Raw genomic sequence first — 24,157 nt, 5'->3', positions numbered from 1 at the left:
CAGTGAGTATTCATCCGTTCAAATTCTTCCAAAAGCCATTCATGTTATTCTTATCGATTCTGTTAGTGGGGTCTGTGCTAGGCAGCTCCTTTGCTTCGGCAGAACCGCAGCAGCCGAGTCAAACGGCCGGAGGCATCCTTTCCTACGAGGCCGAGGCATCTCAGAACACGTTTACCGGCCATGCAGGAGCGGTCGATTGCGGCTTCTGTTCAGGCGGGCAAAAAGCCGGCAATCTGTACGGCGGCTCCACGCTGACGTTCAACGGGATTCAAACCGATAAGGCCGGTATATACAATATGAACATGTTCTACATCTCCGGGGATTCCCGCGCGGCTTCGATCTCCGTAAACGGAGCGGAGAAGGAGAACTTCAGTTTTCCAAAAACAGCGGATTGGAACACGATCGGCACCTATCAGATTCAAATTTACTTGAATCAGGGCAGCAACACGATTCTGTTCGATGACGCAGGCGGATACTCGCCCGATTTTGACAAGATTGAGCTGACCTTTGATTCAGCCGGCGATGACGGATCAGGCCCAGATGGCAGCATTGGCGATTTAGGCAAGCAAAAGAAAGCCTCGAGCTATGGCTCCATCACCCTAACCGAGTATGCCAACGGCTTCAAGGTATCCAATCCGACGTATGAGCTGCTGTACAACACCTCGACCGGATTGTCGCAATACAATTGGAACGGCAAAGCGGTTGCCAAGGGGTTATACAGCGAGATCCAGCTCGACCGGATGGTTGCAAGCAAGGAATATAAACATCATAAATTCTATAAAAATCAAGTGGTCCCATTCCAGGATGCAACCGGCAAGGGCATCAAGGTGACGGTCGTGAATGAGGATGGGGGAAAGCCATCGCTCAGCCAAATCTATTACGTCTATGAAGACGGGCCGTATCTGCTTACGGAAACAGTCGCTTCCCATCCTTCCGCCATATCTACGGGGAATATAGCACCGATCGCGATGGAAGCGAGAGGCGGCATCGACATCGGCAGCTATGACGATAACCGGGTCCTCGTCGTTCCTTTTGATAATGATGCTTGGTCCAGATACCAGGCGAAGTCGATGAATACCGGCCTCAACAATGGTCTGTATATCAGCTCGGAGCTGACGGCCATCTATGACAATACGAGCCGGAACGGCCTCGTCATCGGATCGGTGACGCATGACACGTGGAAAACCGGCATCTATTGGAGCGGCTCGAATGACAAATTGAACAAACTGCGCGTATATGGCGGATTTACGTCATCCACCTCCACGTGGGACACGATCCCGCATGGAATAGTAACAGGCAAGCAGATTGCTTCGCCGAAAATCATGGTCGGCTTTTTCGAGGATTACCGGACCGGGCTGGAGGCGTTTGGCCAGGTGAATGCAGCCATCCAGCCTCCGTTAGCCTTTGGCGAGGACATTCCTGAAGGCGTTCCGGTCGGCTGGAACAGCTGGGGAGCTTATGCCAGCGATTTAAGCTTTGACAAGGCGGTTTCCGTCTCGAATTATTTTAAAGACCATATTCAGAACCATTCCTTCAACAATGAAGGCAATATCTATATCAATCTCGATTCCTATTGGGATAACATGACGGATCAGCAGCTGACGGATCTGGTTCAGCTCATTCATAGCAATGGACAGAAGGCCGGCATCTATTATTCGCCGTTCGTGTACTGGGGCAATAATATGGAGCAGGAGGTCGAAGGGACCAACGGGAAGTATAAATACGGCGATATCGTGCTGCGCGATTTGGAGGGCAACGTGCTGCCAACGCTGGACGGCGCTTAAGCCGTGGATCCGACGCATCCCGGCGTGAAGCAGCGGATCGATTATTACATGAATAAGTTCAAGAGCAGGGGCTTTGAATATATCAAAATCGATTTTCTGAGCCATGGGGCAATGGAAGGCAAGCATGATGACCCTAGCGTTCAAACCGGGATCCAGGCCTATAACCAAGGAATGGCTTACGTGAATGAAGTGCTGGACGGCTCCATGTTCATCAGCGCTTCCATCGCGCCGCTGTTCCCTAGCCAATATGCGCACAGCCGCCGCATCTCCTGCGATATCGACGGCAGCATCGGCAGCACGGAATACCAGCTGAACAATCTCACGTACGGCTGGTGGCAGAACGGAACGATCTACCATTATACCGATCCGGACTATATGCACTTAACCAAAGGCGGATCGATGGAAGGCGCGCAGTCTCGTGTCAATGCGGCCGCGATCTCCGGCACGGTCTTCCTGAATTCGGATGACGTAACGGATGCGACGGCACGGCAGTACATGGAAACGCTGCTGACCAACCCGGAAGTGAACGGGCTTGCCATGAAGGGCAAGGCGTTCCGGCCGGTAGAAGGCAACACGGGCACGCAGGCAGCGAACGTATTCGTGCTGGATGATCAGGGAACCCGCTATGTAGCTGTGTTTAACTATTCGCAAAATGCGGCGCAGCGCACCGTGGATCTCGTTCGGGCCGGTATCGCTTCGGAAGGGGCGGCGTCCTATACGGTGACGGATGTATGGAGCGGCCAATCTCAGACGGTGTCTGGCTCTTCGTTGGATGTGACGCTAAAAGCGGCCGAATCCAAGCTTTATAAAATCGTCCCTAATCCATAACAAGAAGTCATAGATTAATTATGTACATCTGCAAGTTCATCGCGGTTCTCGGCTCCATCCGGGAATCGCGATTTCTTGCTTTTTGCTGAAAGGGATAGCGCTTGTATCCATACTGGAAAATCAATTGAAGAGGAGAAAACAACATGACAGATATGAAGCTTTGGTATACGAACCCGGCCCAGGGCTGGTCGCAAGGGCTGCCGATCGGCAATGGCCGAATGGGGAATGTGGTGGTATCCACCCCTGACAGAGAGATATGGCATATCACCGAAACCACCTATTGGTCCGGCCAGCCGGAGCCAGCTCAAGGGCGATGCAACAGCAAAGCGGATTTGGAGCGGATGCGGCAGCATTTCTTCCAGGGCGATTATCGCGAAGGCGATCGGCTGGCCAAGAAGCACTTGGAGCCGGAAAAATTGAATTTTGGCACCAATCTGGGACTATGCCAAGTCGTTCTGGAGTTTGACCATAACGTGAAGCCATCCGAGGGCGGGAGACAAAATGCAGCAGCTGAACTGCTGTTCCATCGGGAACTGGATCTACAGGAGGCAATGGCGCGTTCTTTTTGCGAGATCGATGGAGCGGAGATGACGCGAGAGGTATTTGCTTCCCATGCTGATCAGGTCATCGTTTCGCGGATCCGCAGCAGCATTGGCTCGTTAGGCGTGTCATTCCGCATTTCGATTCGAGGCGAGAACGGCCCTTTTCATGCTGCCGTTACTGGGAAGGACACGATCAAATTCCAGGGACAGGCGCTGGAAGGCATACATAGCAATGGGGAGTGCGGGGTGTCCTGCCTAGGTCTGCTGCGTGTTGTAGCGGAAGGCGGGCAGGTGAGTTGCACTGATGACACCATAACCGTAGCCGGGGCGGATGAGGCGGCGATTTATTTTGCCGTGAACACGGATTACCGTCAAGAAGGTGAGGGCTGGCGTGAGAAAAGCGTGCTGCAGTTGGATCAGGCCCTTTTGCTAGGGTATGACGCGCTGAAAGCCAAGCATCTGGCGGATTATCAGCCGCTGTATGCCCGCGTACGATTGGATCTGGGAAGCTCCGAGCATTCCAGTCTGCCTACGGACGAGCGGATCGGCAGGTTTAAACAGGGCAAGCAGGATGATCCGGCGTTGTTTGCGTTGTTTTATCAATACGGCCGGTACTTGACGATTAGCGGGTCACGACAAGACTCCATCCTGCCCATGCATTTGCAAGGCATATGGAATGACGGCGAAGCTAACAAGATGGCCTGGAGCTGCGATTATCACCTGGATGTGAACACCCAGATGAATTATTTTCCGACGGAGGCCGCGAACCTGAGCGAGAGCCATGAGCCGCTCATGCGGTATATCCAGCAGCTATCGGTGGCCGGTCGCTCGGCGGCGCGCCATTATTACGATGCCGACGGTTGGGTGGCCCATGTATTCTCCAATGCCTGGGGATTTGCGTCGCCGGGGTGGGGAACCTCCTGGGGGCTCAACGTGACGGGCGGACTGTGGATCGCGACGCATATGATGGAGCACTACGCGTACAACCGCGATCAGGCTTTTTTGGAAGAGCTGGCTTATCCTGTCTTGAAGGAGGCCGCAGCCTTTTTCATGGATTACATGACGGTACATCCAAAGTATGGCTGGTTGGTGACAGGTCCGTCGAATTCGCCGGAGAACAGCTTTTATACCGGCAATCCGGAGGATGGTCATCAGCAGCTGTCCATGGGCCCGACCATGGATCACGTCCTGGTTCGGGAGCTGCTGGCGTTCTGCGTGAAGGCAGCACAGACGCTGGGCGTGGATGAAGAACTTCAGCAGAAGTGGCAGACGGCGCTGGATCAATTGCCTCCGCTGATGATCGGCAAGAAGGGGCAGCTGCAGGAATGGCTGGAGGACTATGAGGAGGCGCAGCCGGAGCACCGCCATCTGTCGCATCTGTATGCCCTGTATCCCGGCAGCCAAATCACGCCGCATCAAACGCCGGAACTCGCTGCGGCAGCCCGTGTGACATTGGAGAACCGGAACAGCCGGGCCGACCTGGAGGATATCGAATTTACCGCAGCGCTGTTCGGACTCTTCTACGCCCGATTGCATGACGGGGATCAAGCCGTGCAGCATATCGCCCACCTGATCGGGGAGCTGTGCTTCGACAACATGCTCACCTACTCTAAACCCGGCGTAGCCGGAGCCGAGTCCAACATCTTTGTCATCGACGGCAACTTCGGCGGCACCGCCGCCATTGCGGAAATGCTGCTGCAGAGCCACGAAGGCGAGATTCATCTTCTGCCCGCACTGCCGGCCATGTGGCCGACAGGCAGTGTAAAAGGGCTGAAGGCGAAAGGGAATATTGAGGTGGATATGAGCTGGGAAGATGGGAAGCTGGTTGAGGCGAGGGTGAAGGGGAATGAGAGTGGGAGTGTGCGGGTGTTTTATGGGGGGAGGGAGATGGAGGTAGGTCTTGAGACGGGGGACTGCGAGAGATGGACACAGGGAGAGCCTAAGAAATCAAGAAAATTGGGAATTGAATTATTCCACTTAAGGCAGAGGTAAGATAAGGAAAGGATTACTAACCTTTAGTGATGGCATCTTACTCAAATAAGATGCCACTTTTTTATGGTAAAATAATCCTATTGTAGATTAAAAGTTCGCATTATCATACGAAAGGAAATTTAAGTTGAATGTAACCAATGCATCTTAAAGACAGCGCATTGTTGTTTGCTAATAATTGAAATGGTCAGGTTCTTGGATAGAGGTTCTTTCTCTCGAGATTGCGAGTTTTTTGTAGATTAATAGTCCTGAATCCACCAATCAAGAAGAAGGGAAATGAAGGAAAAAGTCGAATTTTTTATTAAATGTATAGTTCGTTCTGATTAAGTGTCATTATTTCATGGGTGAATGACACCGCATTTTTTGGAGGCGATTTTGTGATAACTAAGCCAGATTGGAATATATTTAAAGCCAAGTTTAGTGATAATCCACAAAGTTATTTTGAATGGTTCTGTTATTTACTCTTTTGTATTGAATTTGGATTGCCTTTAGGTACTTTTCGTTACAAGAATCAATCTGGTATTGAAACCAATCCTGTAACTCATGAAAATGAAGTAGTCGGATGGCAGGCCAAATTCTATGAGACTACATTATCGGGACATAAAATTGATCTGATGGAGATGTTGAAAAAAAGCAAAGGTAACTATCCCAACTTAACAAAAATTATTTTTTTTACAAACCAAGAATGGGGACAAGGGAGACTTCAAAATGACTCTGAGGCAAAACTTGCAGTTGAGAAAGAAGCTGACAAACTCAAGATTCAAATAGAGTGGAGAACCGCTAGTTATTTTGAATCGCCTTTTGTGATAATAGAGAATAAATTAATTTCTCAGTACTTCTTCGGCTTAAAAAAGAACATTATGGATTCGATAATTGATATGAGAAGGCATACAGAATCCTTATTATTGGAAGTTCAAACATCAATTACTTTCAATGAGTACAAAATAGAGTTGGATAGAAGAGAGCTTTTACTAAACTTGAATACTGATTTGGAGAGGAATTCAATAATAATATTAGGTGGAGAAGGAGGAGTTGGGAAAACAGCAGTTGTTAAAAATTTATACAATGTTCTTGGGAATAGTATCCCTTTCTATATAATGAAGGCGAATGAATTTGAGGTAAACAATGTTGATCTTTTATTTGGAGATGCCAATTTTAAAGATTTTATTGATGTTCATAACAGTGATAGCAAAAAGATATTCGTAATAGATTCTGCCGAAAAGCTAATGGATTTAAATAATCATAATCCTTTTAAAGAATTCCTTTCAGAAGTACTCCGAACTGGATGGAATGTTGTTTTCACTGCAAGAAGTCAATATTTAACAGATCTTGATATTCATTTTATTGATCATTTTAATCTAAGACCTTCAAGAATTAATGTAAGTAAATTACGTCAGGATGAGCTCGGTAACTTAGCGGAAAATCATAGTTTTGATCTTCCAAATGATTACAGGTTATTGGAATTAATTACAAATCCTTTTTATTTAAGTGAGTATTTGAAGTTCTATACTGAAGGTAGCAATGTGGGATATTTAAAATTCAAAAAATTGTTGTGGAATAAAATAATTAAAAAAGGAAGGCCATCTAGGGAACAGTGTTTCTTGAAAATTGCGTTAAAAAGAGCAAATGAAAATCAATTCTTTTTAACTTTGGATTCTCATGATATCAATTTGGAAGCCTTTGTACAAGAGGGCGTACTTGGTTATGAAATTACAGGATACTTTATTACTCATGATATTTATGAAGAATGGGCTTTAGAAAAAATAATAGAGGCTGAATATGTTAAAAAAGAAAGCAATATGGATTTTTTTGAGAAAATTGGAGATTCGATTGCAGTTCGAAGAAGTTTTAGAAATTGGATATCAGAACAGCTTTTTCTTGAGATTGCATCTGTCAAAGAATTTATTGAAGAAATAATTGAAGATGAGTATTTGAGCGGTTATTGGAAGGACGAAGTAATGATTGCTGTGTTGCTTTGTGATTACTCCCAGTATTTTTTTAGTTCTTTTAAAAGAATCTTTTTGAGTAAAAATAGAGAATTATTACAGAGGATATCATTTTTATTAAGAATTTCTTGTAAAGAAGTAGATGATGTTTGGCAGGTGGAATCTAAGAAAATCGATCTCTTGTCTATTAATTATATCTTTACAAAACCAAAAGGTAGTGGTTGGAACAGCCTCATACAATTTGTACATAATAATATGGATGAAATTGGATTGAAAAATGCGAATTATCTTCTGCCTATTATTCATGATTGGAACTCGAAATTCAAAGAAGGAGAAACTACAAGATTTTCAAGCTTACTCGCTCTTAAATATTTTCAATGGATAAAGCAAGAAAAAATATATATTTCTCGTAACGAAGATTTAATGAGGAAAGTATTAGAGACAATCTTGTATGGTGCGGGAGAAATTAAATTAGAACTAGCAGCTATTTTTGATGAGGTATTAAACAACAATTCAAAAGATCATAGGTCAATTTACTATGATTTGATTGAAATGTTACTGACGAAAATATTTGTGAATACTGAGATTGTCAAAGCGCTACCAGAATATGTGTTAAAATTAGGCGGTTTATTTTGGTTTCGTTCAGATGAACAACGGGATAGAATTCATTCGAGTTTAGGTGTTGAAGAAGATTTTTGCATTGATGAACAAATAGGTAACTACTTTCCTGCAAGCGCGTACCAAACTCCAATTTACTGGCTATTGAAAACTAAATTCGCACAGACAATTAATTTTATTCTAGATTTTACTAATAAAACAGTAGAGTGCTTTTTTAAATCGGAGTTAGGACAAGATGAAGTTGAAACAACGCAGCTTTATGTTGAAGATAAAAGTTACAAACAATATATCTGTAATAGGTTATGGAATATCTATAGAGGAACACAAGGTGCACCATATGTTTTGGAATCAATTCATATGGCTTTGGAAAAGGTGCTTCTTGAGGTTGCAAAAAATACTGATACTAGTACATTAGAATGCTGGCTTTTGTATTTATTAAAAAACTCCAAATCAGCTTCGATAACTGCAATTGTAGTGAGTATTGTGCTGGCTTACCCCGAAAAAACATTTAATGTTGCAATCAATTTATTTAAAACTAAGGATTTATTCTTTTATGACACCACTAGAATGGTACTTGATCAAAATGCAAAACTTCAATACTCCATCGGATATGGAATAAATTTTAACACTAAGTTTTATGAAGACGAGCGTATCGAGACTTGTAATGATAAGCATAGAACCAAGACCCTTGAACATATTGTGCGCGATTATCAATTTTTTAGAACTAATGACATTAATCAGGAAGAGGCAGAGCAGAGGCAAAAGGCTATTTGGGATGTTCTAGACACATACTACGAGGATTTGTCAGAAGTGTCCGTTGAAGACGAGCAAATAAAAACGTGGAAGCTTTATTTGGCAAGAATGGATCGAAGAAAGATGAGCCCTACTTTTGAAGAAAAGGATGGGAATATTCTTATAAGCTTTAATCCTGAGTTAGAACCAGAGGTTCGTGAATATAGTAAAACTTCATTAAGACAAAATTCTGAAAAGATGAAATATACCTCGTTAAAGATTTGGGCAAACTATAGAATTAAAAATGAGGAACAGTATAAGCAGTACATTAATTATGAGGATGATCCTAAACTTGCACTTAAGGAAGTACGGGAAATTGTTAAAGATTTTGAACGACTCGCTCAAATGGAAACACTTAACGAACATAATGAATATGAAGATTTCTTTCTAATGAATCGCTCAATTCCTTCAGAGGTTTCAGCTGTATTAATTAGGGACTTTCGCAATCTGCTTACTGTTGAAGATAAACATTTTTGTAAAGAGAATATACTGGAAGCAGCTACTTCATCGTTTAGAGCAAATTACCATTACCAGATATCAGATGGAGTGGAATCTGCGATTTCAGTATTGCCAATTTTAATGCAAGAATTCCCCGATGAAAAGGACATAATAAAATTAATATTGCTGATGATACTTTTTGACCCAAATAGTATTGGTATGTATGCTGACTTTTCAGACTTCTCCGTTAATGCAATTCAAAAGTATCTGTGGGGTTTGAGTTTTGAAGATGCTAATGCTATTTTCATGGGGTATCTATTTTTAATACCCAAATATAAATCGACTCGTGAAAAACTCTGGGAAGAAAGACGACCAAGTAGTTATCGCTTAAGTGAAAATGAAGTAATCGAGACTTTGGCTCGTGATTATGAAAATGATATACAAAAAATTATAGCGAATGAAATTACATTAAAGGATTTGGAAGCAATTTATGAATTAGATTTAAGTTCCTTATTAGTAGCCTTTCAGTTGATTCCTTTAGGAACTGAGAATCCTGTGCATATACAAATTGGACAAAATATAATATCGAAATTTGCTACTGATTTAGCATCAGACAGAAAAGAAGATAGAATTGATTACTCTGTTAAACATGAGTTTTTGGTCAAATTCTCAAAGTTGGTTTTAGGCTCTGCTGAAAAGTATATACCATCGTATTTGAAACCATTTATTGAAAATTTTAATAGATCAAAGATTTTCTCAGAATTGTTTGATCAATTTATTATCACTGAGGATACGTTTAATACTAACAATAAGTTTTGGAAAGTATGGGATATCTTCTTTGAAAAAGTAATTTTACTCGCTAACGAGGGAGAACAGTCCTGGTATGTAGGCGAAATAATAAAAAGCTATCTATTCGCAAAAGTCCCATGGAAAGAAACAGCTACGGAGTGGCGAACCTTTAGTGAAGAAAACAAAAGATTTTTCAAGGAAATTTCAAAAAAAATAGGCCACTGCCCTTCTACTTTATACTCACTGTCCAAGCTATTAGATAGTTTTGGTAGTGGCTATTTGATAACAGGAGTGGTATGGATTTCAGAGATGTTAAATAGAAATGAGGTATTATGGAATTCGAAACTAGATACCAACACTGTATATTATTTAGAATCTATTATTAAAAAATATATTTATATACTACGAGAAGATATCAGAAAAGTAAAAAAACAAAAACAGGAAGCTCTAGTAATATTAAATTTCCTTGTGGAACAAGGATCTGTTGTTGGTTACATGTTGAGAGAGAGAATTTTATAGGACCATAATTGAGGTCTGTTTTGTGTGCACATTTTTCTTTTCTGAGCGCCGCGGCTTTCTCGAACGCATAGCTTTGTCCAACATGGATTTCCTGGTATTTTCCCTCGCGACAAATGTTTTTTCTATGCAAACAAGGAATTGAAATAAAATGGTTTGATCACTACAGAATGTGTTGTCTTGCCGTGAGAAATGCAAGGAGGAGGTGGATAGAACATGAAACTAGACGGAATCATTTCTTTATACAATGATATGCGGCAACTAAGCCTTAAGAGGTATAGATTTGGTTTCAGATACAATAACGTTGCTTTCGATGTATTTTTCTTTATTGATGAAAGTCCTTACAAATTAATGTTTGGTGTGAAAGCTGAAAACTTCTATTTTGAAGTGGATGTTAAAAAAGGATTTGTTATTGATTCAACCCTGTCCCACGAAAAATATTCTGAATTATGCCGAATTCTTGGTTTGCAATATGACCCCACAAATAAATTTAAGCCCATCTATTTCTTCTGCGAGTTTAATAAGAACATTCCACAAAAAGCTGATAGGAAGAATGCTCCCAAACCCCATGAAATAGCGGGTTATCGAAAAGATGTGGAAGAAGCTGATAAAATATATTTTATGGGGTGGCTAGATAACACAACTAACGGTAACAAAGTCACTCCCAAAAATCTTGAAAAGTCAAGGTTATTATTGGGGAATGATGCTTATAAACGGTGTAATGCCAAAAATGTGAGCAGCAGATGGACTGATGATATCACAAAAGCTCAAGAAGTTACCCTTGATTTCTAACTAACGCTCAATAGTGATTGAGGTACAATTTTTTTGCAGTAGAATTAACATGGTTTAGCAGAGTTAAAATTATTGAGTTAGTTCCGAATAGGAGTAATGTTTATGCACGCAAATACTGATATTAAAAGGCTTATTATAGATATAATCGCATGTTTAGTATACAAAAAGACTCAAATGTACGAACTTATACTTAGACCAGCTGGAATTAGCGAAAAGTTCTTTGCGAGTCTAATGAAAAAACGAAATGTAGATGGAAAACCACTCACTAAACGAGATATGGGGACCATAATTGTTCAGGAACTGGAAAAGAAACCCGAATACATGAACAATATCAACTCGATTATAAAAATTGCAGCTAACTGGAATCAATTTCACTTAACTGATAATGAAATGCTTGCAAGAGCTACTGTTCAGAAAGCCAGAGAAGTTCTAAATGTAATAGAGATAATGGAAGAAAAAGAGAAGCAACTTCTAAGAGAAGAAAAGGAAAAGGAACGAAAGAGATTGGATGAAGAAAGACGGCTAGCAACTGTAGCAATGGAACATGAAATCCATAATCAGTCAAAACTTCTGTTAATGATGTATGACGAACTTGTTATGATGAAAGATAATCCTCAAAAGCGAGGTTTAATGTTAGAACAATTAATGAATATGCTCTTTAATGTATATGATATTGCACTGATGCAAAGTTTTCGACGTAACGAAGGTGGTGAGCAAATCGACGGAGCATTCAAACTGGATGGATGGCATTACCTCGTGGAAATGAAATGGACAAGTCAACTATCAGATATGAAACAATTGGATTCATTGTACGGGAAAATTGCTCGCTCTGGCAAACAAACTATGGGGCTCTTTCTTTCAATCGGTGGATGGTCTCCACATGTAGTCCCTTTAATGAAACAACAACCGGACAAATCAATTTTTCTTATGGATGGTTTTGATTTAAGAATGGTATTAACTCAGAACATCCCTCTAATTGACTTACTACAAAAGAAAATTGCTAGATTTAACATTGAGTCAGAGCCATTTTTAAGCGTAAGTATGCTGTTAAATGAATAAAAAATTTATAGTTTATCAAATCTTGACTTTTTGAATAATATGATTTGGAGATAAATTATGAAAAATAGCAGAGAAGATATATATGCCAAGATTAATTTTTTTAAGTTTTACTGTCACCACCTTTTATCAAATGGAATTGATATTTACTCTGATTACTATCTTGTGAATCTTAGAAGTTTGATCATCGAGTTAAAAAGCGAATTAGTAAATCACAAATATGACAAGCAACGTCGTCTCGGGGGAATGACATATTTTTTAAAGGAAATCAAGAAATATTTGGACGCTAACTACTTTTATAAGAAAACAGTATCTAAAGAAATTATGCAATTAAAAAGTAGTTTTTCAGCGTTTGAGCAATCTAATGAACAAACATACTTATCAACAAAAGCTGATGTGTTGAGGATCGTAGAGATGATACTAGCAAAGGTAAGTAGTTCACATAGTTTGAATGACCTTGTTCATGAGATTACAGCCCTTATTAATAATTCTCAGAAGGTAGATGAATGTTATAACAAAGTTAAATCACTTGCAAGTGACTATATTTGTGAGCTCTTACTACGAGGGTTTGAGTATGAAGAACTAAGAGAGGTGCTTACAAAATCAACCTTTAAACATGAGTCAGGTGCAGTCATTGATAAAAGTGAGGAGTTATTTAGAGATTTTATCTGGTTGCCTATTGATAATGAAAGTAGTACCTATACATTTGTTTTTAAAATTATAGGTTTAAAACTATATGTTAAATCAATCAAAATTGATGATGTGTTATTTTACAATCCAATTAGAGAAGATTTATTGCGTTGGAGAGACAAGGAAGAAATCTTTTCAGATGAAATATACATTATGAATCCTGAAGATCAAGAACTATTGAATGGTTATCGTAGTGAAATCAGGACGAGCGACCAAGATTATTATGAAATTGAGTATACTGATTGCCATGCACGAGTCAAAGTCAATGCTTCAGGTATCAACCAAGGATTATTACGAGCAAAGAATAAACTTGATAACTTATTACAAATTCTTAAGTTTAATTACTCAATTAGTAATGTGAAGATTAGTGATTTGTACTTGGTTTATGACCATATCAATGGCAATCAACATTTAGATTCTGTGACAACTAATGGAAGGACAAATAGGAAATTAAAGTTAACTGAGGTAGACTATTACCCTAAAGGGTTAACAGATAGAATATTGAACGATTTAACTAATAGAAATAGCCCATTAAATAATATTTTAATGGTTAATAATTCTGATTCTAAAGAGAATTTAATGAAAGTAATTTATTGGTATAACAGGGGTCAAGATGAGTCGGATAGCCACGTTAAATTTGTTAACTATTGGATAGCTCTAGAATATTTGGTGGGGCAAAATTCTAACAATATTAAAACAAAGATGCTTAATGACTTGGTGTGTGTTTTATCTCAGGTGACATTCAGAAATGAATTAAGGGGGCTCTATACATATTTCAGAAACAGATTTTTTGGTATTGATAGTGTCATGAAATTTCCAACTGAATTAGCTAATATTAGTGGGTTTAATGAGTTCCATACTAAACTCGATCCTAATCTGCTTATTAAAAACATATTAATATTTAACAACCATACTGATGATGATTTTATCAAGCATAAAATTGATTTTTTAAATAAATTAAATTCTGATATCAAATTTCAAAAAAACACAATCAAGCAACTGGAAGAGAAATACCAGTTGCTTGTTAGCAGATTGTATCGTATCAGAAATGGATTAATGCATAGTGCACTTACTGGAAAAAACGATATTAGTATATATGTTGAATGGCTCAGATACTGTGTTGTTTTAATTTTAAATGCCGCTGTATTAATTGATGAGGATAAAAACGAAGTTTGGAACTACGAATATGCAATCAAGATATTTAAAGAGTGGAAACATAAGGCCAATAAGGGGCAATTTATTGAGTTTTTCTAGAAACAATTGAGATCGTATCTATAGGATAGTAACAATTATTCTAAATTTGATGTCCAAAACAAGAAGTGAAAAATCGGAGCTAAAGTCAAAAGAAGATAACTCACAAATAATGATTTTAGAAATAAAGATCACAAGCCCTTACCCCTCCCGGGTAAGGGCTCTCTTCATTTCACAACAAAACCCTAACTCTTAATAGCCCCCATCATAATCCCCTTCACAAAATATCTTTGCACAAAAGGATACACCATAATGATCGGCAGCGTAGCGACCATGGTCACTGCCATCCGGATGCTTTCGCTGGAGACCGGGATCCGCTTGGAGCCCTGCGCCAGCTGCTGGGCATCGGACATCATGCCGGCGGTCTGGAACTGGTTGAGGATTTTGACCAAGACGGCCTGCAGCGTCTTGAGCTCCGGCTTGTAGGTATACACATAGGAGTCATACCAGGAGTTCCAGTGGCCGATGGCCAGGAACAGGCCGATCGTGGCGAGCACCGGCACGCATAGCGGCATGATGATGCGGAAGAACGTCTGCAGGTCGTTTGCGCCGTCGATTTTGGAGGATTCCTCGATCTCGCCGGGAATCTGCTCCATGAAGGTGCGCACCAGAATCATCAGGAACATGCCGATTAAGCCAGGGAAGATGTAGACCCAGAAGGAGTCGATCAGCCCCAGGGATTTGATGATCATATACGTCGGGATGAGCCCGCCGCCGAAATACATCGTGAACACAAAGAAGAAGGAGAAGTATTTCCATCCGAGCAGATTGCGCTTGCTGAGCGGATAGGCGAGCAGCGTGATGAAGAAGATGGATGCCGCCGTCCCGACGATGGTCCGAAGCACGGTAATCTTAATGGCGCTCCAGATTTCCGGGTTCCGGAAGATGGTCAGATAGCTCTCGATCGTTGGCACGCGCGGCCAGAAGTACAGATTGCCCCGCATCGTATCGGTCGCATCGTTCAAGGAGATGACCAGGATGTTCCAGAACGGATAGAAGGTAACGATAAAGATGCCGGTCAGGAACAGATATAAAGAGGCATCGAAGATACGCTCGGGCACGGTTTTTTTGCTTAACATGGATGTACCTCCTTATGGTTTAGAATAGGGACTGCCCGTTCAGCTTCTTCGCCGTATAGTTGACGATGACCACGATAATGAAAGCGACTACGGAGCTGAACATGCCGACGGCAGCCGCATAGGAGAACATGCCGTTCTGGATACCATAGCGGAACGAATAGGTGGACAGGACGTCGGAGTAATCCCGCGTCAGGTCATTGCCGAGCAGGAAGTGCTGGTCGAAGCCCGCGTTCAGGATGCCGCCAAGCGCCAGAATCAGCAGAATGACAATCGTTGGCTTCAGGTGGGGCAGGGTGATGTACCGGATCTGCTTAAAACGGTTGGCGCCGTCGACCTTGGCCGCTTCATAGAGCTCCTGGTTGATGGACGAGATGGCCGCCAAATACATGATCGAGCTGTAGCCCATATCCTTCCACGTATTGCCGAGCGCGACGATCCACCAGAAGTACTTGCCGTTCTGAAGGAATAGAACGCTTTCATCGGTAATGTGGAGGAATTTCAAAATGCCGTTAATCGCGCCGTCCGAGGAGAGCAGGGTCACGATGATGTTGGCCGCGATAACCCAGGATATGAAATAGGGAAGATAGGAGGCGGTTTGCACCGTCTTTTTGAATTTCACATTCTTGATCTCATTAATCGCGATGGCGATCAGGATCGGCATCGGGAAGGAGAAGAGAAGCGTGATCAGCGTGGAGGCCAGCGTATTTCGCATGACGATCCAGAAGTCGCCGTTGTTGAAAAAGTAACGGAACCACTCCAGGCCGACGAACTCGCTCGAAAACAGGGTCGACCAGAAGCCGCCGAGCGTCGGCTGGTAATTGACGAAGGACATGTATAGACCAACCATGGGCGTATACGCAAACACAATGGCCCAGATCAGTCCAGGCAGCATCATCAGGAATAAATACTTCTGCTGCTTCAGCATGGCCCAGCGGCTTTTTCGATGAGGACTTAAGTTCAAGTCACTCCGCGTCTGTAAGGTTGTAGCAGGTTTCATATGGGGCACCTCGCATCTCAAGTTAACTCAAATTATAAGACTCCGAAAAAAAGAGTGTCGATATGACAATGTAACGAAAGATGCTTGAAAATAACTTACATTGCTTGTTCCCATAGTTAAAATAACGAAATCGCTATAATATGAAGGGATAAAGCCGACACAGGGGGTATGAGCATGTATAGCATTTTTCTCGTTGATGACGAAGAGCTAGAGCTAGAGATGATCCGAGATTATATTCGTTGGGAAGAGATGGGGATATATGTGGCCGGAACAGCCCTGAACGGCAGGGATGCCCTGGAGAAGATCGAGGTGATTCAGCCCGATATCGTACTGACGGATGTCCAGATGCCCGTCATGAACGGGCTCGATATGGCTAAACGGGTGAGTGAGCAATTCGACTGGATACAGTTCGTTTTCCTGACCGGACACGATGAATTCAATTATGTGAAATCAGCCTTAAACGTGGGAGCCGTCGGCTATTTATTGAAGCCGCTGGATCTGAGCGAAATTGTAAGCGTTATCGATAAAGTGAAACGGCGCTGCGAGGAAGTGCGGATGAAGAACCGCTCCATTCGCGTGACCAAATCCAATATCGTACGAGAGATGATGTTCGAGCAGAACGAGGAGCGATTCCGAAACCTCGCTGCCAGCTACCATAAGCTGTCCCGCCGTACGGAGCCCAGAACGTATACCCTTACGCTGCTCGGCCTCGATGCTCCGCATGCTGCACAGCCGGGGGTGTCCCTTGAGGATGGCATGGCGCGTCTGCAGACCCATATGGAGGTGTGGCTTGCGAACAAGAAGCTGGAGGCGGATCTAATCATCTGCCGGGAAGGCGAGCTGGGCATCTTCATGGATGCCGCCAGCCATCTGAGCCGCTTTACGTGGGAGGATTTGCTGAAGCAGATGCAGGAAGCGCTGGGCTTTACGATAACCGCGGCCGTGAACGAGGAGCCGGAAGAGCTGTCCCGCATCCAGGAGTTATACCGGGAGACGCGGCTGATGCTGGAGGAGATGTTTTACGTCGGGAACGGGAGAGTCATCTATGCCAAGGATGTGCAGCGGCAACTGGAGAGCCGGCAAATTCCTCCTTTCCAAGAGACGGCCTATTTCGAGGACATTCATCAGCTGGCGTCCGAGCAGGCCGCGCAGAAGCTGCGGGATTACTTCAATCGGCTGGTTATGCTGAGGATCCGAAAAACCGAAGTATGCGATTTTGCCATCGGACTGGTGGAGCGTCTGCTGGAGGGGATCCACGAACCGATCACGGAGAGCCACAAGCGGGCGGAGCTTTACCATTCCATCTATCAGTGCCGAACCATGATTGAAATCGAAGCGATCATCATGGATTTCGCCGGGTATGCGATTCGGACGCTGGAACACCGGTTCATGGACAAAAACGCCAGGCTGGTGCACCAGGTGCGCACGACGATCGACCAGACCTATCATCAGGCCATCACGATCAACAGCTTGTCCGATCAGGTGTATCTGTCTCCCAACTACCTGCGTTCCATCTTTAAGGAGAAAACCGGCATGACGATCCATGATTACCTAACGAAAATCCGGCTGAACAAAGCCAAGGAGCTGCTGGCCGACGATTCGCTCAAAGTGCAGGACATCGCCCAAAGGGTTGGTTATGAGAGCACATCCTACTTCATTTCCTTATTCTTAAAAAGCCAAGGAGTCACGCCGAATGAATACCGCAAAAACATCTAACCCTTCCGGCCCGTGGAGCCGTCTGGCAGGGGCTTTCCCATTCGCGCACTTACGCGCATACACCAACTGGCGGCTCCGGCACAAGTTCTTTTTCATCTTTCTGATCGTGATCATCCTGCCGTTCTCGCTGCTGATCTATTATTCGTATTCTTCGACGCGCAGCACGATTACGGAGCATACCTATACGGCCTTGGGCGGATCGCTGGCACAGATTAACACCAACGTGGAGAAACGGCTGGAGTATTACAATCAGCTGTCGAACATCCTTTACATGGATGCGCAGCTCCGCAATTATCTGTCTACCGATTATGAGCAGGCGTACTATTATCTGGATGCTTTCCAATATATCAACCGGACACTGCCGTCCCTGATGACCCTGAATGCCAACATTCTGGGCATTTCGATTTATACGGGGAACCATACCCTTTATTCGGACGGCCAATATGTCAAATATACGGAAGAGCTGCCCACGGCGATGGAGGGGCAGGTGCTGGATGCCGCCGGCAATACGGTGTACTTCCATTCCGAGGATTTCAAGGCCAATGATGCACATATCACCATTGCGCGTTCATTAAGTTATTTCAGCTTACAGCATCCGTACGGGATTTTGACTATGGACATTAACGCGAATGAATTCTATTCCTTGATCAAAATGGAGAACGACAACAAAAGCGTCTATATTATCGACGAATTTGGCGGCGTGATCAGCACGGGGGATCAGAACCTCCAATCAAACCAGCTGTTCGACGTGTTCCCAATTCAGGATCGGATGACTCAGGATGCGGGCTCATTCGATATGAAGATTAACGGCCAGGAGCGTTTTTTTACGTATAAAAAGCTCAGTAACGGCTGGTCCACGGTCATCACCGTGCCCTACGACGAGCTGCTGGCCAATGCGAATCAGGCGACCAAGAACGTCATCTGGTTCTCCGCGCTGGCGATTGGCATGGCCATCCTGCTGCTCTATTTTACGACCAAGGTCATGACCAAGCGCATCGAGGTGCTGCTGCAGCAGATCCGGAAGGTGGAGCGCGGGGATTTCCGGCTGTCGATTAAGCCGATGGGGCATGACGAGATCGGTCAGGTGTCCTTTGCGTTTAATAAGATGGCCTCGACCATACAATCCCTAATCCATGACGTATACGTGAAGGAGATCGCAAGGAAGGAGTCGGAGCTGAATACGCTCCAGGCCCAGATCAACCCCCATTTTCTGTACAATACCTTGTCCTCCATCTCTTCCCTGGCGATTAAGGAAGGGGCTATGCAGGTGTATCAAATGGTCAATTATTTGGCCAAGTATTACCGGGTGTCGCTGAATAAAGGGAAGCGCATCATTCTGCTGGAGCAGGAAATCAACCTGGTGAAGAATTATGTCGCGATTCAGAAGATCCGGTTCCGGGATAAGCTTCATATGCATTACGACCTGGATGAGCAGCTGTTCGGGAACACGACGATCAAGCTGATTCTGCAGCCCTTCATCGAAAACTGCATCAATCATGCCATTGGGGACGAATCGGGAATCAACATTAACGTGAAGCTGAGGCAGGAGGGGGATGACATCTTGCTCCAGGTCATCGATGACGGCATCGGGATGACGCCGGAACAACTCGATCATGCGCTGAACAAATCAGATAATCTGTCGGGCTACGGCGTGAAAAATGTGGATGACCGGATCAAACTCACCTACGGGGAAGAATATGGCGTCAGCATCTTCAGCCGGCTCGGCATCGGAACCGCGGTGACCATTCGGATACCTGTAATCTCCGATAGGCATCCTGCAAACGAACGGGACTCGCAGCAGGCGTTACCCTGAATGAAAGACATTTTGCATCATGGATTGTAAGATTGCGTTATAGATCAATGAACTCCCGATTTTTACAATGATAGATATATTCGAGCATATGAATATGACGACCTTAGAAAGGGGTTCAGGGAATGAAGAAACTTAAATTGATTCTGGCAGCAGCGCTCGTTATGACAACGCTTTCGGCTTGCGGCGGCAACCAGAAGGCGGCATCGGGCGGAGACAGCGGCACGGAGACGGACAGCAACGCGCCGATCACGTTAACCTGGTTTGACCAAAACACGGGGGATGCCTTTACGAATCCGGTCGCTAAAGTGATAACGGAAAAGACAGGCGTCACCGTCGAGATCCAGCAGCCTACGGGCAATCCGGTCGAGAAGCTGAATCTGATGCTGGCCAGCGGCGATCTTCCCGACGTTATTTTGATGAGTCGTGGAAGCGATATCATGAACAAGTATATTACCTCTGGCGCGGTCGTCCCGCTGAATGATCTGATCGAAGAGCACGGACCGAATATCCAAAAAATGTACGGCGACACGCTTGCCAAAACCCGAAGCGAGGACGGCAACAATTATTATTTCTCCAACTGGTACGGCTTGGAGCAGTACCCGGTGTTCGGCTTCATGATGCGCATGGACATCATGAAGGAGCTTGGCGTCGGCGATAAGGTGAATAACGGCGAGCCGTTTACCGCGGAGGAATTCGAGGAGCTGCTGGTTAAGTTCAAGGAGAAATATCCAACGATCGATGGAAAAGAAAGCATTCCGATGACGCTCAACGGCGAGAATGTCGGAGCGGTGACCGGCAGCTTCAAGGGCATGTACGGCATGATGCCGTATTATGAAACGAACGGAGAGCTGAAGAAGGACGTCCGCGATCCGCGCTATCTGGAAATGGTTAAATTCCTGAACTCCCTGTACCGCAAAGGCCTGCTCGATAAGGAATGGGCGACGATGAAGACCAAGCAGTTCGAGCAGAAGCTCGGCAACGGCAACGTATTTGCCACGGCGGAAGCGCTTTGGAATGTAGGCAATGCGAATGCGCTGCTCAAAACCGAAGCAGCCGATAAGGCCACAGAGGAAGAGCGTCAGTTCTACCAATATAAAGTGCTGGCTCCGGGCGTGAAGCCGGAAGAGGCCACTTACGGACCGAAGAGCTCCCTGGGATGGGACGGCGTCGCCATCAGCCGCTCCAACAAGGATCCGGTCCGGACGATGAAGCTGTTGGATTTCCTGGCCAGCGAGGAAGGCCAGTATCTGCTGATGTGGGGAGTAGAGGGCGAGCATTGGGACATGAAGGACGGCAAGCATGTGCCAAGACAAGAAGTGCTGGACGCTTTCAAGAAGAATTGGGACGAAGCTTCCCGTACGACGGGCATCCGCAAGTGGACCTGGATGATCAAGAACGGTCCCGGCGAGGACGGAACCCCGTATGACCTGATGGGCCGTTACCAGACCGATCCGGTCACGGATCTGGCGATCAAGAACCTGGCCGATACGTCGTTCGATACGGCACCGTATGACAACCTGGGTCCTGCTGGCGGAACGCCGGAAGCCATTATGGAAACGAAGGTGAACGACACCATCAATAAATATTTCCTGAAGATGGCTCTGTCGCCGTCCGAGGACCAAGTGGTGGAATCCTATAACCAGATGATGGCCGAGATCGAGGCGGCTGGCCTGGCCAAGCTGGAAAAGATCTATACGGACAACTTCAACAAACGTCAAGAGCTGTGGGGCAAATAATCTGACCAAGGGGAGTCAAAAGATGCTTCGTCTTTTGACTCCTCCTTTTTTTCTTGCGCAGGCATAAACCAGATCAACACGAATCGGAAGGATGATATTCTGTGACCATTCAATACCAAGAACAGTTTCGCGTGTTTGCGATACAAACCGATAACAGCTCCTATCTGTTCGGAATCAACGACAGCGGCAACCTGCAGCATCTCTACTGGGGGGAGTCCGTCGCGATCGAAGACGCGGCGCCGCTGCTCAAGCCCAGATCGCACAGCTCGTTTGACGCGGAAGTCCATTCGGAGGTGGAGGAATACAGCTTCTGGGGCGGCGTCAAATACAGCGAGCCCAGCCTGAAGGTCCGCATGCCGGATGGCGTGCGCGACTTGGCGGTTCGTTATGCCGGGCACCGCACGCTGCAGACGGAAGGCAGGGAGACGCTGGTCATCGTCATGAAGGATGAAGCGTATCCGCTGGAAGTGGAGTTGTCCTACCGGGCGATTCCCGAGTGCGACTTAATTGAACGTTCGGCCCGGATCGTCAACCGCGGCGAGGCGGATATCGTGCTGGAAAATGTGCAATCCGCGGCATGGGTCATCCCCTATCTGGCGGATTACCGTCTCACACACGTGACGGGGAAATGGTCCGGCGAATTTCAGCTGCGCAGCACCTTTCTCACCGAAGGAAAGAAGGTGCTGGAATCCCGCAGGGGCTTTACGGACAGCCACGCTAACCCTTGGTTTGCGATGGATGACGGACATGCCACGGAGTCGGCTGGACAGGTATGGTTCGGCGCGCTGGCCTGGAGCGGGAACTGGAAGATCACGGCCGAGCGGACGGTGTTCGAGCATGTTCGGGTGACCGGAGGCATCAACGATTTCGACAGCGAGTGGGTGCTGGGAGCGGGAGAAGCCTTCGATACGCCAAGCTTCGTCGGGGGATACAGCAGCGGGGGCTTTGGCGGGATGAGCCAGCAGCTGCATCGCTATCAATATTCGGATGTTCTGCCGGGCCGCGAAGCGAGACCTGTCCTGTATAACTCTTGGGAGGCAACATACTTCGATGTCAATGCCAAGGATCAAATGGCTTTGGCCGAAAGAGCCGCGCGTTTGGGTGTGGAATTGTTCGTTGTGGACGACGGGTGGTTCGGAGGGCGCAACCATGATCGCGCCGGGCTAGGCGATTGGTTCGTGAACCGGGAGAAGTTCCCGAACGGTCTCGGCGAGCTGATTGACAAGGTGCATGAGCTCGGCATGGATTTCGGCATCTGGGTGGAGCCGGAGGCCGTCAATCCGGACAGCGACCTGTACCGGGAGCACCCGGATTGGGTGTACCATTTCGAGACGCGGGAGCGCTCGGAGCTTCGCAATCAGCTGCTGCTGAACATTTCGAAGCCGGAGGTTAAGGCTTACATTTTGCAGTTTATGACCGACCTGCTGGAGCAGCATGACATCAAGTTCATTAAATGGGACATGAACCGGACGGTGACCGAACCCGGCATGAAGGATCATCCGCTTCACCGTCAGAAGGAAATCTGGATTCGCCACGTTCAGAGCCTGTACGAGATTTGGGCGGAGCTGCGGCGCAAATTCCCGCATGTGGCGTTTGAAACCTGCGCCGGCGGTGGAGCGCGCATCGATCTTGGCATCTTCCGGTATGCCGACCAATCCTGGCCGAGCGATAATACGGATGCCTTTGACCGCCTCAGCATTCAGGAGGGCTTCTCGTACACGTATGCTCCGCGGATGATGACCTGCTGGGTAACGGAATCGCCGACAGGGATGAACCGCAGGCAGGTATCCCTGAAATACCGCTTCCACAGCGCCATGATGGGAACGCTGGGCATCGGCTCCAACCTGAATGAGTGGAGCGACGAGCTGATTGCGGAATCAGCCGAATTTGTCGCGCAGTATAAATCCATTCGTCATCTGGTTCAGTTCGGCAGCCAGTATCGCCTAGACTCGCTTCGGCATAAAGGCGTAACGGCCGTGCAGTACGGCAGCGAAGACGGCAGCGATAACGTGCTGTTTGCGTTCCTGCACAGCCAGAATCTGGGCGAACCACTGCCGAGACTGCGGCTGACCGGACTGCAAGCCGATCAGTCGTATGGCATCGAGGGGCTTGAAGGTACATGGAGCGGCAGGGCACTCATGAACATCGGGATCGAGCTGCCGCTGCGCGGGGATTTTGACAGCTTGGTGTATCACATTCAGATCCAAAAATAGTTCGTATATCCCCCGGAACGGAGCGCGCCGCATTGTCTTATAGGCAATGCGGCGTTTTTTTTGCCGTCGACTTCCACGTTAACCTCAATGTTATGACTGATATTAGATTACATCATGGACTTAAGGGAGGAACGAAATGTAGATCACCATTATGGGGTTAGTCTTGAGTATGCTAACCAATGTACAGTATCGAATGGCTCCATATTCGCCCTATGGAGGAGCGAGGAGGGGCATACACCATATATTAGGACTACAGCGCACCGTTACAGTAGATCCACTACATATCCAGTCGTACTCGCAGCCAGCTGTCTGTGGTGGACCTAGAGATAGGGATTACAAAAAGTGTGGTACAGACGATGCTGGAACGTTCAAAAAAGAAGATTGCAGATAATAAAGCAAACAGCCTTTTCCTTGTGGATTAGGCCGTTTTTTTTTACGCTCTGATATTCAATCTTTGTTTTCAAGTTTGCTAATGCGCTCTTCTAATAGATTTATCCGTTTGTTGAATCTATAAAAAGTTGGGGTAACTCCAATAATAATTAAGATAATAAACAATATATACATACCATACA

General features: G+C 45.4%; 13 protein-coding genes. 11 read left to right on the top strand and 2 right to left on the bottom strand.

Annotation, left to right across the window (positions count from 1 at the left end; genetic code table 11):
* The first annotated feature begins 2 nt into the window (after nucleotides 1-2).
* From MKY48_RS22855 to MKY48_RS22825, 7 genes are all read left to right on the top strand, one after another.
* Nucleotides 3-1,784, top strand: coding sequence for a hypothetical protein (locus MKY48_RS22855; RefSeq protein ID WP_339291023.1), 1,782 nt, complete (start codon nucleotides 3-5; stop codon nucleotides 1,782-1,784).
* A gap of 3 nt (nucleotides 1,785-1,787) precedes the next feature.
* Nucleotides 1,788-2,612: a hypothetical protein gene (locus MKY48_RS22850; RefSeq protein WP_339291021.1), complete on the top strand. Its 825-nt coding sequence runs from the start codon at nucleotides 1,788-1,790 to the stop codon at nucleotides 2,610-2,612.
* A gap of 143 nt (nucleotides 2,613-2,755) precedes the next feature.
* Nucleotides 2,756-5,146, top strand: coding sequence for a glycoside hydrolase family 95 protein (locus tag MKY48_RS22845; protein ID WP_339291019.1), 2,391 nt, complete (start codon nucleotides 2,756-2,758; stop codon nucleotides 5,144-5,146).
* Nucleotides 5,147-5,520: 374 nt separating this feature from the next.
* Nucleotides 5,521-10,245 (top strand): AVAST type 4 anti-phage nuclease Avs4, encoded by a 4,725-nt coding sequence (gene avs4, locus MKY48_RS22840; protein WP_339291018.1) that lies wholly within the window; start codon nucleotides 5,521-5,523, stop codon nucleotides 10,243-10,245.
* A gap of 213 nt (nucleotides 10,246-10,458) precedes the next feature.
* Nucleotides 10,459-11,034, top strand: a complete 576-nt coding sequence (locus MKY48_RS22835) for a DUF6037 family protein (RefSeq protein WP_339291016.1) — start codon at nucleotides 10,459-10,461, stop codon at nucleotides 11,032-11,034.
* Between the two features lie 102 nt (nucleotides 11,035-11,136).
* Nucleotides 11,137-12,093, top strand: a complete 957-nt coding sequence (locus MKY48_RS22830; RefSeq protein WP_339291014.1) for a hypothetical protein — start codon at nucleotides 11,137-11,139, stop codon at nucleotides 12,091-12,093.
* Between the two features lie 57 nt (nucleotides 12,094-12,150).
* Complete coding sequence (locus tag MKY48_RS22825; RefSeq protein ID WP_339291012.1) at nucleotides 12,151-14,034, top strand: hypothetical protein; 1,884 nt, start codon at nucleotides 12,151-12,153, stop codon at nucleotides 14,032-14,034.
* Nucleotides 14,035-14,216: 182 nt separating this feature from the next.
* Here MKY48_RS22825 and MKY48_RS22820 read toward each other — a convergent pair whose 3' ends face one another.
* Together MKY48_RS22820 and MKY48_RS22815 are read right to left on the bottom strand one after the other, a co-directional pair.
* The gene (locus MKY48_RS22820) at nucleotides 14,217-15,110 is read right to left on the bottom strand and encodes a carbohydrate ABC transporter permease (protein WP_339291010.1); all 894 of its coding nucleotides are present in this window, start codon (nucleotides 15,108-15,110) and stop codon (nucleotides 14,217-14,219) included.
* Nucleotides 15,111-15,129: 19 nt separating this feature from the next.
* Nucleotides 15,130-16,107 carry an ABC transporter permease subunit gene (locus MKY48_RS22815; RefSeq protein WP_119847286.1) on the bottom strand — a complete coding sequence of 326 codons (978 nt, stop codon included), beginning with the start codon at nucleotides 16,105-16,107 and terminating at the stop codon, nucleotides 15,130-15,132.
* 174 nt (nucleotides 16,108-16,281) lie between these two features.
* Here MKY48_RS22815 and MKY48_RS22810 point away from each other — a divergent pair, with 174 nt between their 5' ends.
* The 4 genes from MKY48_RS22810 (at nucleotide 16,282) to MKY48_RS22795 (ending at nucleotide 23,585) form a co-directional block, all read left to right on the top strand.
* Nucleotides 16,282-17,823 carry a response regulator gene (locus MKY48_RS22810; protein ID WP_339291005.1) on the top strand — a complete coding sequence of 514 codons (1,542 nt, stop codon included), beginning with the start codon at nucleotides 16,282-16,284 and terminating at the stop codon, nucleotides 17,821-17,823.
* A complete protein-coding gene (locus MKY48_RS22805; protein WP_339291004.1) occupies nucleotides 17,801-19,636 on the top strand; it encodes a sensor histidine kinase in 1,836 nt (611 codons plus the stop codon). Before MKY48_RS22810 ends, MKY48_RS22805 begins: the two co-directional genes overlap by 23 nt.
* Before the next feature lie 122 nt (nucleotides 19,637-19,758).
* Nucleotides 19,759-21,372, top strand: coding sequence for an ABC transporter substrate-binding protein (locus MKY48_RS22800; RefSeq protein WP_339291003.1), 1,614 nt, complete (start codon nucleotides 19,759-19,761; stop codon nucleotides 21,370-21,372).
* A 101-nt stretch (nucleotides 21,373-21,473) separates the two neighbouring features.
* Nucleotides 21,474-23,585 (top strand): alpha-galactosidase, encoded by a 2,112-nt coding sequence (locus MKY48_RS22795; protein WP_339291001.1) that lies wholly within the window; start codon nucleotides 21,474-21,476, stop codon nucleotides 23,583-23,585.
* Nucleotides 23,586-24,157: the final 572 nt, after the last annotated feature.

The organism is Paenibacillus sp. FSL W8-0187 (assembly GCF_037969755.1).
GTDB lineage: Bacteria > Bacillota > Bacilli > Paenibacillales > Paenibacillaceae > Paenibacillus_AQ.
The sequence above is the reverse complement of the archived record's forward strand: the minus strand, read 5'-3'. Positions and strand labels throughout refer to the sequence as shown.